The organism is uncultured Eudoraea sp., from assembly GCF_947258525.1.
Taxonomy (GTDB): Bacteria; Bacteroidota; Bacteroidia; order Flavobacteriales; family Flavobacteriaceae; genus Eudoraea.
Genome location: NZ_CAMYIP010000215.1, coordinates 1 through 18,824 on the forward strand (window position 1 = coordinate 1; position 18,824 = coordinate 18,824).

Sequence of the window (18,824 nt, forward strand, 5' to 3'; positions counted from 1 at the left end):
GATTAAATCATTTCAAGATTTTTTTCAACTTGAAACAAAATCTGACGAAAGGGGCAATGAGGGTTTGTACAACACCTTCATGGAAAACTTTCCAATAACAGACACAAGAAATCAATTTGTACTCGAATTTCTTGATTATTTTATAGATCCGCCCAGATATTCCATCCAGGAGTGTATAGAGAGAGGGCTAACATATAGCGTGCCTCTGAAAGCGCGACTAAAACTTTATTGTACCGATCCGGAACACGAAGATTTTGAAACTATCGTTCAGGATGTTTATTTAGGGACCATCCCTTATATGACACCCAGCGGTACATTCGTTATTAACGGAGCAGAGCGTGTAGTTGTTTCACAGTTGCACCGTTCACCGGGAGTTTTCTTTGGCCAATCTTTTCATGCAAATGGCACCAAATTATACTCGGCAAGGGTAATTCCTTTTAAAGGATCCTGGATAGAATTTGCTACCGATATCAATAGCGTAATGTATGCTTACATTGACAGGAAGAAAAAATTACCTGTTACAACATTATTCAGAGCTATAGGTTTTGAAAGGGATAAAGATATTCTTGAGATTTTCGACCTCTCCGAAGAAGTAAAAGTTTCAAAAACAGGATTGAAAAAATACTTGGGACGCAAGCTTGCAGCAAGGGTTCTTAATACCTGGCATGAAGATTTTGTTGATGAAGACACAGGAGAAGTCGTTTCTATTGAGAGAAATGAAATCGTCCTGGATCGTGATACTGTTCTTGAAAAAGAACACATCGATGAAATTATGGAAGCAGATGTCAAAACCATTCTGCTTCATAAAGAGAATAACGCCCAAAGTGATTATGCCATTATTCATAACACTTTGCAAAAAGATCCTACAAATTCTGAAAAGGAAGCTGTTGAACATATTTATCGTCAGCTACGTAATGCTGAACCGCCAGATGAGGAAACGGCACGTGGAATAATTGATAAATTGTTTTTCTCTGATCAACGTTATAATCTGGGTGAAGTTGGTAGATATAGAATGAATAAAAAGCTTGGTTTGGACATTGGTATGGACAAACAGGTTCTTACCAAGGAAGATATCATTACTATAATCAAGTATTTAATTGAGCTTATCAATTCTAAAGCAGAAATTGATGATATTGACCACCTTTCAAACAGGCGTGTAAGAACTGTTGGAGAGCAATTGTCATCTCAATTTGGTGTTGGTTTGGCGCGTATGGCAAGGACCATTCGCGAACGTATGAATGTAAGGGATAATGAGGTATTTACTCCAATTGATTTGATAAATGCCAAAACATTGTCTTCTGTGATAAATTCATTCTTTGGTACCAACCAACTATCACAGTTCATGGATCAGACCAATCCTCTTGCTGAAATAACACACAAGAGAAGATTATCTGCTCTAGGGCCAGGTGGACTTTCCAGGGAAAGAGCAGGATTTGAAGTTCGTGACGTACACTATACACATTACGGAAGACTTTGTCCGATTGAAACTCCGGAAGGACCTAATATTGGACTTATTTCATCGCTTGCAGTATTTGCCAAAGTAAACCCTATGGGATTCCTGGAAACCCCATATCGAAAAGTTGGCAATGGCAAAGTAGATACTAAAGATTTTGTATATCTGAGCGCGGAAGAAGAAGAAGGCATGAAAATATCTCAGGCCAATATTCCACTCAAGGATAATGGAGCAATAGATCAGGAAAAAGTTATTGCAAGGGAAGAAGGAGATTTTCCTGTTGTTGATCCAAAAGAGGTAAATTATACCGACGTTGCACCAAACCAGATTGCATCGATATCGGCTTCATTAATTCCGTTCCTTGAACACGATGATGCGAACAGGGCATTGATGGGCTCTAACATGATGCGGCAGGCTGTTCCTTTATTAAAACCACAGTCTCCAATTGTGGGAACAGGGTTGGAAAGACAGGTTGCATCAGACTCAAGAGTATTAATAAATGCTGAAGGCGATGGTGTAATTGAATATGTAGATTCTCAAAAGATCACTATTAATTACAAACGTAGTGAGAATGAGAAACTGGTAAGTTTTGAAGAAGATTCCAAGACTTATGAATTGGTTAAATTCAGAAAAACCAACCAGGGCACAAGCATTAATCTTAAGCCAATTGTTCAAAAGGGAGATAAAGTTAAAAAAGGACAGGTGCTTTGCGAAGGATATGCTACAGAAGGTGGTGAATTAGCGTTAGGTAGAAACCTTAAGGTGGCATTTATGCCATGGAAAGGCTATAACTTTGAAGATGCAATCGTAATCTCCGAAAAAGTTGTTCGAGAAGATATCTTTACCTCAATACATATAGATGAATATGCTCTTGAAGTTAGAGATACCAAATTAGGAGCCGAAGAATTAACTAATGATATTCCTAATGTTTCTGAAGAGGCAACGAAAGACCTTGATGAATACGGAATGATTCGCATTGGTGCAGAAGTGAAACCAGGAGATATCCTTATAGGTAAGATTACTCCAAAAGGAGAATCGGATCCTACTCCGGAAGAAAAACTGCTTCGTGCAATTTTTGGTGATAAAGCCGGGGACGTTAAAGATGCTTCTTTAAAAGCTTCACCTTCCCTTCGTGGAGTGGTCATTGATAAAAAGTTATTCTCTCGCTCTATTAAGGATAAGCGTAAGCGATCCGAAGACAAGGAAGCAATTTCCAGTCTGGAACTGGAATATGAAGTGAAATTCCAGGAACTTAAAGAAATCCTTGTTGAGAAATTGTTCAAACTTATCAACGGTAAGACTTCTCAGGGTGTATTAAATGATCTTGGTGAAGAGGTTTTGCCAAAGGGTAAAAAATATACCATGAAGATGCTTAATTCAGTGGATGATTTTGCCCATCTTGTTGGGGGTAGTTGGACCACTGATAAGAACACAAACGTTTTGGTTGCAGACCTGCTTCACAACTATAAGATCAAATTGAATGATCTTCAGGGAAATCTTAGAAGAGATAAGTTTACCATATCTGTTGGGGATGAATTGCCTGCAGGTATTATGAAGCTTGCAAAAGTCTATATCGCCAAAAAGCGTAAACTTAAGGTTGGGGATAAAATGGCAGGCCGTCATGGTAACAAAGGTATTGTTGCCCGTATTGTAAGACATGAAGACATGCCGTTCCTGGAAGACGGAACTCCTGTAGACATTGTATTAAACCCATTAGGGGTGCCATCTCGTATGAACATAGGCCAGATTTATGAAACCGTTCTTGGTTGGGCTGGTCAAAATCTTGGTAAGAAATTTGCCACCCCAATTTTTGATGGTGCGACTCTTGATGAGATTAATGAATTTACCGATGAAGCCGGGATTCCAAGATTTGGCCATACGTACCTCTATGACGGAGGAACCGGGCAACGCTTCGACCAGGCTGCTACTGTTGGCGTAATCTATATGTTAAAATTAGGACATATGGTGGATGATAAAATGCATGCGCGTTCCATTGGGCCTTATTCGTTGATTACACAGCAACCTTTAGGAGGTAAAGCACAGTTTGGTGGACAACGTTTTGGAGAAATGGAGGTTTGGGCCTTAGAGGCATATGGTGCATCTGCTACCCTTCGTGAGATTTTGACCGTAAAATCTGATGATGTGATTGGACGTGCCAAAACCTACGAATCAATTGTAAAAGGCGAAACCATGCCTGAACCTGGCTTGCCAGAATCTTTCAATGTATTAATGCATGAACTTAAGGGATTAGGTTTGGATATTAGACTTGAAGAATAATAGTTTTTTTTACATATTTTAAATTTACTATCACCATATTATAATGGCTAGAATAAAAGATAATACCGCAATAAAAAGGTTTGATAAAATTTCAATTGGATTGGCTTCTCCTGAATCAATTTTAGGAGAATCCCGAGGTGAGGTTTTAAAGCCTGAAACTATTAATTATAGAACACATAAACCAGAGCGAGACGGATTATTCTGTGAGCGCATTTTTGGTCCTGTAAAGGATTATGAATGTGCATGCGGAAAGTACAAGCGTATTCGCTATAGAGGAATTGTATGTGACAGATGTGGCGTTGAAGTAACTGAAAAGAAAGTTCGTCGCGACAGGGTAGGTCATATAAATTTAGTTGTTCCTGTTGCTCATATTTGGTACTTCCGTTCCTTGCCAAATAAAATTGGCTACCTCTTGGGATTACCTTCCAAGAAGCTGGATATGATCATTTATTATGAACGTTATGTGGTAATTCAGCCTGGGATTGCTCAGGGACCTGAGGGAGAGGAGATTCAAAAACTTGATTTCCTAACAGAAGAGGAGTATTTGAACATCCTTGATTCTATCCCGCCGGAAAATCAGTATTTGGAAGATTCAGATCCCAATAAATTTATTGCAAAGATGGGCGCGGAATGCCTTATCGATTTACTTGCAAGAATCGATCTGCAACAACTATCCTATGATTTAAGGCATAAAGCCAATACAGAGACTTCAAAACAACGAAAAACAGAAGCCTTAAAAAGACTTCAGGTTGTTGCAGCACTTAGAGAATCTCAGGATAACAGAGATAACAAACCAGAATGGATGATTATGAAAGTAATTCCGGTTATTCCACCAGAGTTACGTCCATTGGTTCCCTTAGATGGAGGCCGCTTTGCGACTTCTGACTTGAATGATTTGTACAGGCGAGTAATTATAAGGAATAATCGTCTGAAGCGATTAATGGAAATTAAAGCACCTGAAGTTATCTTAAGAAATGAGAAACGAATGCTTCAGGAATCGGTTGACTCTCTTTTTGATAATACACGTAAAGCTTCAGCAGTAAAAACGGAATCGAACAGACCTCTAAAATCACTTTCGGATTCCTTGAAAGGAAAACAAGGACGTTTCCGTCAAAACTTATTGGGTAAAAGGGTAGATTATTCTGCTCGTTCAGTAATTGTCGTAGGACCCGAGATGAGTCTATATGAATGTGGTCTGCCAAAAGATATGGCTGCAGAGCTATACAAGCCTTTTGTGATCAGAAAATTGATCGAAAGAGGTATTGTTAAAACGGTGAAGTCAGCCAAAAAGATAATTGATAAAAAAGAACCGGTAGTTTGGGACATTTTAGAAAATGTTTTAAAAGGACATCCTGTCTTGCTTAACAGAGCTCCCACATTGCACAGATTAGGGATACAGGCATTTCAACCCAAACTAATAGAAGGAAAAGCAATTCGTTTGCACCCTCTTGTTTGTACGGCGTTTAACGCGGATTTTGATGGGGATCAAATGGCGGTGCATCTGCCTTTGGGTCCTGAAGCTATATTGGAATCCCAACTTTTGATGTTGGCTTCTCACAATATATTAAATCCGGCAAATGGATCGCCTATTACCGTCCCTTCACAGGATATGGTTTTGGGATTATATTATATGACAAAGGAGCGCAAATCCACTAAGGAAAAGCCCGTTAGGGGAGAAGGTTTAACTTTTTACTCCTATGAAGAAGTAGTAATTGCATTTAATGAAGGCAAAGTTGAACTGAATGCCGGAATTAAAGTTAGGGCTAAAGACTTTAACGAGGAAGGCGAGTTAGTAAATCAGATTATCCCTACTACCGTCGGTAGAGTACTTTTTAATATGGTAGTACCGGAAGAAGCGGGATATGTAAACGAAGTACTGAACAAAAAATCTTTGCGTGATATTATCGGAAAGATTCTTGCGGTTACGGATGTGCCCACTACGGCTACTTTCCTTGATTTGATAAAAACCATGGGGTATGATTTTGCCTTTAAAGGAGGATTGTCATTCAGCCTTGGAGATATTATAATTCCTCAGGAAAAACACACTATGATTGCAGATGCCAATGAACAGGTAGATGGGATCATGATGAATTATAACATGGGGCTTATCACTAACAATGAGCGATACAATCAGGTGATTGATGTCTGGACTTCAACAAATGCCATGTTAACTGAGTTGGCGATGAAGCGTATCAGGGAAGATCAACAAGGATTTAACTCGGTGTATATGATGTTAGATTCTGGTGCAAGGGGATCAAAAGAACAGATAAGACAGTTAACCGGTATGCGCGGATTAATGGCTAAGCCAAAGAAATCTACTGCTGGTGGAGGTGAGATCATAGAAAATCCAATTCTTTCCAACTTTAAAGAAGGATTGTCTATTTTGGAATACTTTATCTCTACGCACGGTGCTCGTAAAGGACTTGCAGATACGGCTCTTAAAACTGCCGATGCAGGATATCTTACAAGACGACTGGTTGATGTTTCTCAGGACGTTATCGTTAATATAGATGATTGTGGAACGCTTAGAGGAATTGAGGTTGAATCTTTAAAGAAAAATGAAGAAATTGTTGAAACCCTTGGAGAGCGCATATTAGGAAGAGTTTCTCTACATGATGTTTACAACCCTTTAACTGAAGAACTGTTATTAACAGCAGGACAACAGATAATGGAAATCGATGTTAAGAAAATTGAAGCTTCACCTATTGAAAAAGTTGAAGTTCGATCTGCTCTTACTTGTGAAGCTGCAAAGGGAATATGTGCCAAGTGTTATGGAAGAAACCTTTCCACCAATAAAATGGTGCAGCGTGGTGAAGCAGTTGGCGTTGTGGCAGCCCAATCTATTGGGGAGCCTGGAACACAGCTTACATTGCGTACATTCCATGTTGGAGGTATTGCCGGTAACATTTCAGAGGAGAGTAAACTTGTAGCCAAATTTGATGGTGTCGCAGAAATTGAAGATTTGCGAACAGTTAAAGGTGAGAATGCCGAAGGTAAAATTGCGGATATAGTAATTTCAAGAACGTCCGAGATCAAAGTGGTTGATGCCAATACCGGAATTACTCTTAGTACCAACAATATTCCTTATGGTTCTCAAATCTTTGTTAAGAACGGCAGCAAGATATCTAAGTCAGATGTAATTTGCCAATGGGATCCATACAACGGAGTCATAGTTTCAGAATTTCCAGGTAAAATTGCTTATGAGAATATTGAGCAGGGAATTACTTATCAGGTAGAGATTGATGAACAAACAGGATTTCAGGAAAAGGTAATATCTGAATCCAGAAATAAAAAGTTGATTCCTACCTTATTGATTAAAAACACTAAGGATGAGGTTTTACGTTCATATAACCTTCCTGTTGGTTCCCATTTAATGGTGGATAACAACGATAAGATAAAAGAGGGTAAAATATTAGTAAAAATTCCTCGTAAATCAGCCAAAGCCGGAGACATTACCGGTGGTTTGCCAAGGGTAACGGAACTTTTTGAGGCACGTAATCCATCTAATCCTGCAGTTGTAACCGAAATAGACGGGGTTGTTTCTTTTGGTAAGATCAAAAGAGGAAATAGAGAGATTATCATTGAATCTAAACTTGGAGAGATAAAGAAATATTTGGTTAAACTTTCAAACCAGATATTAGTTCAGGAAAACGACTATGTGAGGGCAGGTATGCCTTTATCTGATGGCTCAATTACACCTGAAGATATTCTTTCCATTAAAGGGCCTTCGGCGGTACAACAGTATCTTGTCAATGAAGTACAGGAAGTTTACCGTCTCCAGGGTGTAAAGATTAATGATAAGCATTTTGAAGTTGTTGTGCGACAGATGATGCGTAAAGTGCGAATTCAGGATTCTGGTGATACAACTTTCCTTGAGAATCAATTGGTTCACAAGGACGACTTTATCAAAGAAAACGATGAGATTTTTGGTAAAAAAGTAGTTGAGGAAACAGGTGAATCAGAAAACCTCAAAGCAGGTCAGATTATTTCCGCTCGTGAATTGAGAGATGAGAATTCAATCTTAAAGCGTGCAGATAAGAATTTGGTGTCTGCCCGGGATGCGGTCGCAGCGACAGCTACACCAATTTTACAGGGTATTACAAGAGCATCATTACAGACCAAATCGTTTATTTCCGCGGCCTCGTTCCAGGAAACGACAAAGGTTTTAAATGAAGCTGCTGTAAGTGGTAAAATTGATTACCTGGAAGGATTAAAAGAGAATGTTATTGTAGGTCATAAAATTCCTGCCGGTACCGGTATGAGGGATTATGAAAATATCATTGTAGGATCGAAAGAGGAGTACGATGAAATTATGGCTCGCAAAGAGGAATTGAAGTTTTAAAATCATTAACCCTCAATTTTCTAATTGAGGGTTTTTGTTTATGATATTGGATTATTTTTTGAAGTGAATAATGGAAGAAAAAAATAAGAAACAACAACAGATAAATATTGAGCTGGATGAAAAAGTAGCCGAAGGCATCTATTCTAATTTAGCCATAATCAATCACTCTGTTTCAGAATTTGTTGTCGATTTTATAAGTATGATGCCCGGAGCACCAAAGGCAAAAGTGAAGAGTAGGATTGTACTCACTCCTCAGCACGCGAAGAAATTTTTAAAAGCGCTGAATGATAATGTAAGTCGTTTTGAAAAGGCTCACGGGACAATTAAAGATTACGAACAACCTCCAATTCCAATTAATTTTGGACCTACCGGAGAGGCTTAAATAAAAAACCCTTGAATTATTTAATTCAAGGGTTTTTAAATTTTAGTTTAGAGTATGTTCTGATTATTCAAATTCTGAAGTAAAATGCAGCTTTACAGTCGGATATTTCTGTTGTGTCATTTGTAATGAAAATTGTGAATCAGCTAAAAAGACTAATTGTCCTCGCTTATCTTTAGCCAGGAATTTCTGTTTCACTCTAACAAATTCTTTAAACTCATCATTATTCGGATCTTCAGGATCAACCCAGCAGGCTTTGTGAGCAGGAAAATGTTCATAGGTACATTTTGCGCCATACTCATGTTCCAATCTGTATTGAATTACCTCATATTGCAGGGCACCTACAGTTCCAATAACTTTTCTGCCATTAAGTTCTAATGTAAACAACTGTGCAACACCTTCATCCATTAGCTGGTCAATTCCCTTATTTAACTGTTTGGATTTCATTGGATCGGCATTGTTGATATACCTGAAATGTTCGGGAGAAAAGTTGGGGATACCTTTATAATGCAAAATTTCACCTTCTGTTAATGTATCTCCTATTTTAAAATTACCGGTATCATGCAATCCTACAATATCCCCTGGATAAGATTTATCTACAATTTGCTTTTTTTCAGCAAAAAAGGCATTTGGACTTGAAAACTTTAATTTCTTGTTGTGCCTTACATGCAGATAAGGTTTGTTGCGTTCAAATGTTCCTGAAACAATTTTAACAAATGCTAAACGATCCCGGTGTTTAGGATCCATATTTGCGTGTATTTTAAAGACAAAACCGGATAACTCATTTTCATTTGCCTTAACCAGACGTTCTTCGGCAATCTTTGATTCGGGATGTGGTGCAATTTCAATAAAACAATCCAGAAGCTCTTTTACTCCAAAATTGTTCAATGCCGAACCGAAAAAAACAGGTTGAAGAGCTCCTTCCAGATATTTTTGTTTGTCAAAAGCCGGATATACCCCGGTTACCAACTCCATATTATCCCTTAAGGTTTCAGCGGCTTCCACCCCAATATGGTCCTCTAATTCAGGACTCGTTATGTCATCAAATCCAATTATGTCAGAGATATTTTTTTTACTGTCTCCGCTGAAAAGGTTAATATTCTTCTCATAAATATTATAAATACCCTTAAAATCATAACCCATACCAATTGGAAAACTTAGTGGGGTAACGGTTAGTCCCAATTCCTGCTCTACCTCATCCAAAAGGTCAAAGGCGTCCTTTCCTTCTCTATCGAGCTTGTTAATGAATACGATCATAGGAATTTTGCGCATCCTGCAGACTTCCACCAATTTTTTCGTCTGTTCTTCCACACCTTTTGCAACATCTATGACGACTATTACACTATCTACAGCTGTTAGAGTTCTAAAAGTGTCTTCAGCAAAGTCCTTATGTCCGGGGGTATCAAGAATATTTATCTTTTTATCCTTGTACATGAATGCCAATACAGAGGTAGCCACAGAAATTCCACGCTGACGTTCAATTTCCATGAAATCGCTGGTTGCTGCTTTTTTAATTTTATTATTTTTTACAGCACCGGCTTCCTGGATAGCGCCACCAAATAGAAGTAGCTTTTCAGTAAGTGTGGTTTTCCCGGCATCGGGGTGAGATATAATTCCAAATGTTCTTCTTCTTTCTATTTCTTCTAAAAAATTCACCGCAAAAATTTGTGCAAAAATAAGCCAAATAAAATAGCTCTATGAGAATAGACAGGTTTTTTTAGAATCAATCCTATTTTTCTTAATAGTCTGGATACATTGAAATTAAGCTTAGTATTTTAATTGATTTAAGAGTTAAAACCGATTAACAACAGGAATCTTCGTTCTTGGAATATTTTGAAAATGTTAATAACTCTTTTTAAGGTAGCTTAGCACCAGTTGGATACCGGATATTTGACGTTTAACGAGTTTTGAGGTTATTTAAAGATATTTGTTAACTTAAGTTTTCAAATGGATTTGATGCTATGTATATTAACTATATCTTGCAACGATAATTTAGAGAAGCCCTATCTCTTGCATAAATTTTTTCCTACAAGGCCATGGTGATATGTTTAATTGAAAACTATCATTTATGTATACAATCACCCCAACCAAAATACAAGGAAAAGTGGCTTTCGGCATTACTTTAATATCTGCCATTCTGGTTTTTGCCCTATCTTCTTCATTTAATACAGTTCCTGCAGAGTTTGCATTTACCACAGCATATACAGATACGGATACCGACAATGACGGCGTAAAGGATCTTATTGATATTGATGATGATAATGATGGTATTATAGATGCAATAGAAGACGCTAATGCGGACGGAGATGATAATCCGTTGACACACCCAACCGACACTGATAATGATGGTGTTCCCAATCACCTCGATGTAGATTCAGATAATGACGGAATTATTGACAATGTAGAAGCACAATCTACCCATGGTTATATTCCGCCAAGTGGGATTGATTCTGATGGCAATGGACTGGATGATAATTATGAAGAAACTCCCGGAGATTGTGGAGGACTGGTACCTATAGATTCAGATTTGGATAGCTATCCTGATTATTTAGATATCGATAGTGATAACGATGGGATTCTGGATAATGTAGAAGCCCAAACTACGGCAGATTTTCAACCACCTTGCGGCATGGATTCTGATGGCAATGGACTGGATGATCATTATGAGGAAACTCCTGGTAGCTGCGGTGGACTTGTTCCGGTAAATACAGATAGTGATTTGCAACCAGATTACCGCGATATTGATTCTGATAACGATGGTATTCTGGATAATGTTGAAGCACAAACTGCTGCAGATTTTCAACCACCATGCGGGATGGATTCTGATGGCAATGGTCTGGATGATCACTATGAGAGCACCCCGGGATCCGGAGAAGGACTACATCCGATAAATTCCGATTCCGACCCAAATCCTAATTTCAGGGATATAGATTCCGAAAATGATGGTCTTCCCGATAATATAGAAGCACAAACCACAAGCGGTTATACTCTGCCTTCAGGATTGGACGATGATAAGGACGGTCTGGATAATGCTTATGAAGGATCTGGTGATCAGGGTCTTACTCCTGAGAATACAGATGGTGTAGATGAACCCGATTATTTGGATACAGACACCGATAATGATTTAGTACCTGACAATAACGAGGGTAATGATTTTAATTTCGACGGCATTCCAGATCAGACGTTTACTGGCACAGATACGGATGGCGATGGATTGGACGATGGTTATGAAGGTAGCGATGTAAATGATGGTTACATAGTAAATGATGAAATAACAGATCCCGCCACTGATCTTCCTGATACTGATGGTAAGGATGATGTAAACTACCGCGATCTGGATGATGACGGCGATGGCCTGGATACACCTGATGAAGATACCAATGGCGATGGAGACCCTACAAATGACGATACCACCGGTGATGGCACGCCGGATTATTTAGATCCGGATACGACGAATACCCCAGGTACTGATCCCGATACGGACGGGGATGGGGTAAAAGATAGCGCAGATCTTGATGATGATAATGATGGTATTTTGGATACCGTAGAGGACCCTAACCTGGATAATGATGACGATCCTTTGACAAATCCGTTGGATAGTGATAATGACGGTTTCCCGAATCATCTCGATATAGACTCGGATAATGATGGTCTGCCGGATAATATTGAAGCACAGACCACAAGTGGGTATATTTTGCCAAATGATGATGACGAGGCAACTTATGTTTCCAATGATGGGGTAAACTCTGCTTACTTAGGAGGTCTTACACCAGAAAATACAGACGGTACCGATGAACCCGATTATTTGGATACGGACACAGATAATGATTTAGTACCTGATAATATTGAGGGGAACGACTTTAATTTTGATGGACAACCAGATCAGACCTTTACAGGTATAGATACTGATAGCGATGGATTAGATGATGGCTATGAGGGCAGTGATGTAAATGACGGTTTTGTTGTAAATAATGAAATTACGGATCCTGCTACTGATTTGCCTGATACAGATGGTACCGAGGACGTGAACTACCGGGATTTTGATGATGATGGAGATGGTGTGGATACTCCCGACGAGGATGCCGATGGGGATGGTGATCCTACTAATGATGATTGCAGTGGTAACGGAACGCCAGATTATTTAGATCCTGAAACTACAACTTGTGATCCGGATACAGATGGAGATGGTGTTACTGATGATGATGAAGTTACCGATGAAACTGATCCAACGGATCCCTGTGATTTTGTACTTGCAAGTCAAACTGTTACACCCAGCGATGAGTGGAACAATCTGGATTGCGACGGTGACGGCGTAACTAATAGTGATGAAGTCTCTGATGCAACAGACCCATTGGATTCCTGCGAATTTGTACTAGCAAGTCAAACCGTGGATACAACTATAGATTGGGATAATCTTGATTGCGATGGAGACGGAGTGACCAATGGAGATGAAGTAACAGACGCAACGGATCCTTTAAATTCCTGTGAGTTTTTGTTAACGAGCCAAACCCTTTCACCAACAGACGAGTGGAACAACCTGGATTGTGATGGAGATGGTGTAACTAATAGCGATGAAGTTTCGGATGGAACAGATCCTCTAGATCCTTGCGACTTTAATTCAGACAGCGTAACCCTTGAACCAAGTGGAGATTATTTAGTAGCAGATTGCGATGGCGACGGAGTAACAAATGGTGATGAGGCTACAGACGGAACAGATCCTCTGGATTCCTGCGATTTTGTGCTTTCAAGCCAAACTGTAACCACAACACCCGAATGGGACAACCTCGATTGTGATGGAGACGGGGTAATAAATGGTGATGAAATAGCAGACGCGACGGATCCTTTAGATTCCTGCGATTTTATATTGGCAAGCCAAACAGTGGCTACTTCCGATGACTGGGAAAATCTGGATTGCGACGGAGATGGTGTAACCAATGTTGATGAAATTATTGATTCAACAGATCCGTTAGACCCATGTGATCTTCTATTGGCAAGTCAGACTGTGTCTACCTCGGAAGAATGGAATCTTCTGGATTGCGATAATGATGGGAATCCAAATGGAACAGATCCTAATCCATTAACAGCTACAGCTGTGGATGACTCCGGAACCACGCTTCCGTTAACAGAGGTAGTGATAAATATCCTGGAGAATGATGATTACCTTCCAAATAATGACCCAAATAATCTGGGAATTACATCTATTACGAGAATAGGAGGAGATGCAACCGGTATAGTTTCATTTGATCCGGAAACAGGGGAATTATCATATACACCATCTGCATCAGAAAACAACCTAAATGTTACTATTGTCTATGAGGTATGTAATACAGTTCCGGATCCGGATGTATGTGCTTCGGCCACGGTTACCATATTTGTGTCAGATAATCCGATAGATGCCGTTGATGATGACTTTAGTGAGTTATTGGCAGACGGAACTACCGGTGGGGTAATAGAAGGAGGTAACATTTTTGATAATGATACTTTAAACGGGGAAGCCCTCGATCCGGCTGATGTAACCTTGACATCTACGCCTACAGGTCCATTGACCATAAATCCTGATGGTACCGTTAGTGTGGCACCAGATACAGCTCCCGGCATATATACCATCGATTATACAATATGCGAGATTGCGAATGAAATAAATTGTGATACGGCAACAGTAACCGTAAAAGTAATAATCATTACTATAGATGCAGTGGACGATGACTATAGTGATATTTTTATAGATGGTGAAGATGGTGGGATACTACCTGATAGTAATGTGTTGGATAACGATACTTTGAATGGACTTTCAGTTAATCCGGAGGATGTAACCATTACCTCAACACCAACAGGCCCATTGACGGTTAATGTTGATGGTACTATTAGCGTTGCCCCGGATACACCCACAGGATCATACAGTATTGAATATACCATTTGTGAGAATGAAAACCCTACTAATTGCGACACCGCTACCGTTGTGGTTTTAGTTTCAGAAACAATATCAACTACTATTGAAGTCAATCAATTGGTTACACCAAATAATGATGGTAGAAATGATTTCTTATTTATTAACGGAGTAGAAAATGCCTTAAACAATTCACTGAAAATATTTAATAGATGGGGTGTTGCTGTTTACGAAGGCAGAAACTACAACAATCAGAATAATGTTTTTGATGGCAGATCTAGAGGCAGATCAACGATAAGTGCAGAAGATTATCTGCCGTCTGGAGTATATTTCTATATCTTTGAATATGAAAAAGACCAGGAAAGCATTTCCGCTAGTGGTTATCTCTACATAAGCAAATAATACATGGCAAAGTATATGATATTCAACAAGCACTACATTGTTTCTCTAATACTGATTTTTACTACAATGGGAGGCTTGTTAGCTCAGCAAGATGCGCAATTCACTCAGTATATGTATAATACAATGAGCGTTAATCCTGCCTATGCCGGTTCAAGAGGACAACTAAGCATAGCAGGTTTGTACAGATCTCAGTGGGTAGGCCTCGAAGGAGCTCCGAAAACATTTACATTAAATCTTCATTCCCCGGTTAGGAACAGCAAATTAGGCTATGGAGTTTCTATTATAAATGATAATATAGGTGATGGAGTTGTTCAGGAAACTTATTTGGATGGGGTATTGTCTTATACAATTGATGTATCATTCGAAGGAAAATTGTCTTTTGGTCTTAACTTTGGCGGAAGTTTGTTAAATCTGGATTTTGCAGGCTTGAATAATTTTGATGAGGAGCCTATTATTGGTGATAATATAGATAATAGATTTTCCCCTAACTTTGGTTTGGGAGTGTATTATCATACCAATAAATTTTATCTTGGAGTATCTGCGCCAAGGTTAATAGCCTCGGATTATTTTGATAATTCTCAACGAGATCCCAATAGTGTACAATTCTTGTCCACTCAAAAAATCAACTTTTATTTAATCACGGGAGTTGTCCTTGATTTAAACAGTCAGCTTAAGTTTAAACCAGCCTTACTCACTAAAGTCGTTGGCGGGGCACCTTTACAGGTAGATCTTTCTGCAAGTTTTTTGTTAAATGAGAAATTCTCCTTTGGTGCTGCATACAGATGGGATGCTGCGTTTAGTGCATTAATAGGATTTCAATTGTCTGATCAGTTAATGCTTGGCCTTGCCTATGATAAGGAAACTACTGATCTGGGAAGTACCCGGTTTAACGATGGGTCTTTTGAGATATTCCTAAGATTCGAATTGGTTAAATCTTTTCAACGTTTAGTATCACCCCGATTCTTTTAAATTGTAATTAAATGACAAAAAAAGTACTCTTAACTTCTATCCTGACAGTATTTCTGCTGGCCACGACATTTGCTCAGGAAAAACGCGTAGTCAAGGGTAATAAGAAGTATGCCGAATATTCTTTTAGTCCTGCGATTGATATTTATAAAAAAGTAATCGATAAAGGATATGTGACGAGTGAACTGCTAGAAAAATTAGGAAACTCATATTATTTTAATGCAAATTACGAGGAGGCCGAAAAAGTCTATAAACAACTCATTGAAACCTACGGAAACGAAGTAGGTCCGGAATATTTTTTCAGGTATGGCCAAACACTGAAAACACTTGGTGATTATAAGAATTCTGATTCTATCCTGGCCCGCTTCGCGGATATGACCTCAAATGATTTACGCTCAAAAATAATTAAAACGGCAAAAGACTACAGGGAAGAGATTGCCAGAAATTCCGGCCGCTATGATATTGAACTTTTTGAGTACAATTCTAAATATTCAGATTTTGCACCTGCGTTCTACAAGGAAGGCTTGATCTTTTCTTCAGACCGGGACACCGGTAATTTGGCCAGATACAGGCATACTTGGAATTCCAAAGATTTTCTGGATATCTATAAGGTGAATGCAGACAGTAGTTCAAGCAACCGGGTGGTAAAGATGGACATGATAAACTCCAGACTTCATGAATCTACTTCTGTGGCTACAAAGGATGGAAATACTATTTATTTTACAAGAAATAATTTTATTGATGGCAAATCTTCGAAAGATGAAGAAGGGGTAGTAAGATTAAAGATTTTCAGGATAAACTGGAAGGATGGCGAATGGTCTGACCTTGAGGAATTACCCTTTAATAGCGATAGTTATTCAGTTGCGCACCCGGCTTTAAGCCCTGACGAAAAAACACTTTATTTTGCTTCCGATATGTCTGATTCAAAGGGAGCATCGGATATTTATAAGGTTTCAATAAACAAGGACGGCACCTTTGGCTCGCCAACAAATTTAGGGGCTCCTATAAATACCGAATCAAGAGAAACATTCCCTTTTGTTAGCAGTGAAAATATCCTTTATTTTTCATCAGATGGTCATCCGGGGCTGGGAGGTTTGGATATTTTTGCAACTAAAATCGATTTTGAGGATTATTCAAATCCTGTACTAAATGTAGGGGAACCTGCCAATAGCAGCAGGGATGATTTTTCCTATATCATAAATGAGGAAAACAAACGGGGTTATTTTGCATCGAATCGGGCTGATGGAATGGGCGCCGATGATATTTATGGTTTCCTGGAAACCAGACCTTTGGTTTTTGAATGCCTCCAACCTATAACCGGGACTGTCAGAGATAAAATTTCCAATGAAGTACTTGTCGGGGCTACGGTAAAAGTGATAAATGAGAACAATGAGGAAGTCCTGTCAGCCATAACAGATAATGAAGGAAATTATACCCTTAGCTGCGATTGCAATCAGGGAAATTTTGTCAGGGCACAGACCCAGGGGTATATTCCGGCAGAGGAATATCTGCCAATATCTGATGGTAAACCAATGATAATTGACTTCTATTTGGAGCGGGAAATAGTAGAAGCAGGTTTTGGTGACGATTTAGCTAAACTCTTGCAGCTGAGTACTATATATTTCGATTTTGGTAAATACGATATCAGGCGCGATGCGGAAATAGAAATACAAAAAGTCATCGCTGCCATGGAAAAATACCCAAGCCTAAAAATAAAGGCCAATTCTCATACAGATAGCAGAGGACCTGATTCCTTTAATCTTTGGTTATCTCAAAAGAGGGCAGAGTCTACTGTTAATTATATGATATCACAAGGCATTAATTCAGAGCGGCTTGAAGGTGAGGGTTATGGAGAAACCCGCCTGGTAAATGAATGTGATGATGGTATAAAATGCTCAAGAGATAAGCACCAGTTAAATCGTAGGTCAGAGTTCATTATACTCGAATAATTTCATTGTATAAAGTAAGATTTTAAGGCAGCTACTTTTGGTAGCTGCTTTATTGTTTTGTAGGATTCAAAATCATAAATAATAGGGCTTCATCGTTGAACAACACCCGTAAAAATTCCGGAATTCACTAAAGTTATTTGCCCTAAACTTCGATATCCTGGCTTTTCACCAAACGAATCAGCACTTATACAACAAATTTTTAATAGAAAGGATAATCCAAGGTATTTTTGAAACTTATTGCCATACCTACTTAAAATATGAAGTATAGTCCACTGCTATTAGCCCTGATCCTTCTGGCCCTCTTCGGTTCAGTAGTTCAGTCTTATGGACAGGGAACTTTCCTTGATAATTTCAATACTACCTCCTACTCCAACAATAACGGAACGGCCAATTTTGCTACCAACTGGGTTGAAACCAATGAAGGTACAGATCCATCAGGAGGCAGGATACAGATAAATTCCAATCAATTAAGATTTAGAAATCTGGATGGAAGAAGCATTGCCAGAACCCTAGACTTGTCTGCAAGTACTGCAGCTACACTTACCTTAGATTATGATGCCACAAGCCGTGGTAATGAAGGTTTACGGGTTCAGCTTTGGAATAACAATACTTCCGCTTACGAAACGGTTGCTACGATTAATACCTCGGTTTCTGGTTCAATATCACATTCTTTGACTACGGATCAAATGTCGGCAGCATCCGCAATAAGGTTTGTTGGTATTGATAACAGCTGGAGTAATGGTGAAACTATTTTTATAGATAACGTACAGTTTGTTGCAATATCCACACCTTTTATTTCTGTTGATGATGTAACGGTTAATGAGAATGCAGGAACGGCGACTTTTACGGCCACTCATTTAGGTCTTCCTGCCGGGGGACCTTTTACAGTGAATTTTCAAACTGTTGACGGTACTGCTACCGCAGGAAGCGATTATACGGCTATAGCAGGAGGCATATTAAGTTTTAACGGAACAGTAGGGGATACAGAAACTATTGTGGTATCAATCACTGACGACACCTTTTTTGAATCTGCAGAAACATTTACAATTCAACTTACAGGAACTTCCGATCTCTCGGTTGATATCACCGATACGGGTACAGGTACTATAAATGATAATGAAGTAGTTTTGGGAAATACACCTTTAGCCTTATTTCGAGAGTTTGACGGT

Annotated in this window: 8 protein-coding genes; 7 read left to right on the forward strand and 1 reads right to left on the reverse strand. The window is 39.0% G+C overall.

Features of this window, described 5'->3' with window-relative positions:
• The 3 genes from rpoB to Q0X89_RS16640 all read left to right on the forward strand — a co-directional run.
• Nucleotides 1-3,730 (forward strand): DNA-directed RNA polymerase subunit beta (rpoB, locus tag Q0X89_RS16630; protein WP_297696264.1); only part of this gene is annotated, 3,730 nt, incomplete at its 5' end.
• Nucleotides 3,731-3,773: 43 nt separating this feature from the next.
• Nucleotides 3,774-8,072 (forward strand): DNA-directed RNA polymerase subunit beta', encoded by a 4,299-nt coding sequence (gene rpoC / locus Q0X89_RS16635; RefSeq protein WP_297696266.1) that lies wholly within the window; start codon nt 3,774-3,776, stop codon nt 8,070-8,072.
• Between the two features lie 70 nt (nt 8,073-8,142).
• On the forward strand, nt 8,143-8,454 hold the full coding sequence (locus Q0X89_RS16640) for a DUF3467 domain-containing protein (RefSeq protein ID WP_297696268.1): 312 nt from the start codon (nt 8,143-8,145) through the stop codon (nt 8,452-8,454).
• Nucleotides 8,455-8,517: 63 nt separating this feature from the next.
• Here the strand turns inward: Q0X89_RS16640 and Q0X89_RS16645 are convergent, their stop codons facing one another.
• Nucleotides 8,518-10,107, reverse strand: coding sequence for a peptide chain release factor 3 (locus Q0X89_RS16645; RefSeq protein WP_297696270.1), 1,590 nt, complete (start codon nt 10,105-10,107; stop codon nt 8,518-8,520).
• A 412-nt stretch (nt 10,108-10,519) separates the two neighbouring features.
• Between Q0X89_RS16645 and Q0X89_RS16650 the strand changes: the two genes are divergently transcribed.
• The 4 genes from Q0X89_RS16650 to Q0X89_RS16665 form a co-directional block, all read left to right on the forward strand.
• Nucleotides 10,520-14,740, forward strand: a complete 4,221-nt coding sequence (locus Q0X89_RS16650) for a gliding motility-associated C-terminal domain-containing protein (protein ID WP_297696272.1) — start codon at nt 10,520-10,522, stop codon at nt 14,738-14,740.
• Nucleotides 14,741-14,743: 3 nt separating this feature from the next.
• Nucleotides 14,744-15,709 carry a type IX secretion system membrane protein PorP/SprF gene (locus Q0X89_RS16655; protein WP_297696273.1) on the forward strand — a complete coding sequence of 322 codons (966 nt, stop codon included), beginning with the start codon at nt 14,744-14,746 and terminating at the stop codon, nt 15,707-15,709.
• A gap of 11 nt (nt 15,710-15,720) precedes the next feature.
• Nucleotides 15,721-17,655, forward strand: a complete 1,935-nt coding sequence (locus tag Q0X89_RS16660) for an OmpA family protein (RefSeq protein WP_297696275.1) — start codon at nt 15,721-15,723, stop codon at nt 17,653-17,655.
• Nucleotides 17,656-17,912: 257 nt separating this feature from the next.
• A partial coding sequence (locus tag Q0X89_RS16665) for a Calx-beta domain-containing protein (RefSeq protein ID WP_297696277.1) occupies nt 17,913-18,824 on the forward strand: 912 nt, incomplete at its 3' end.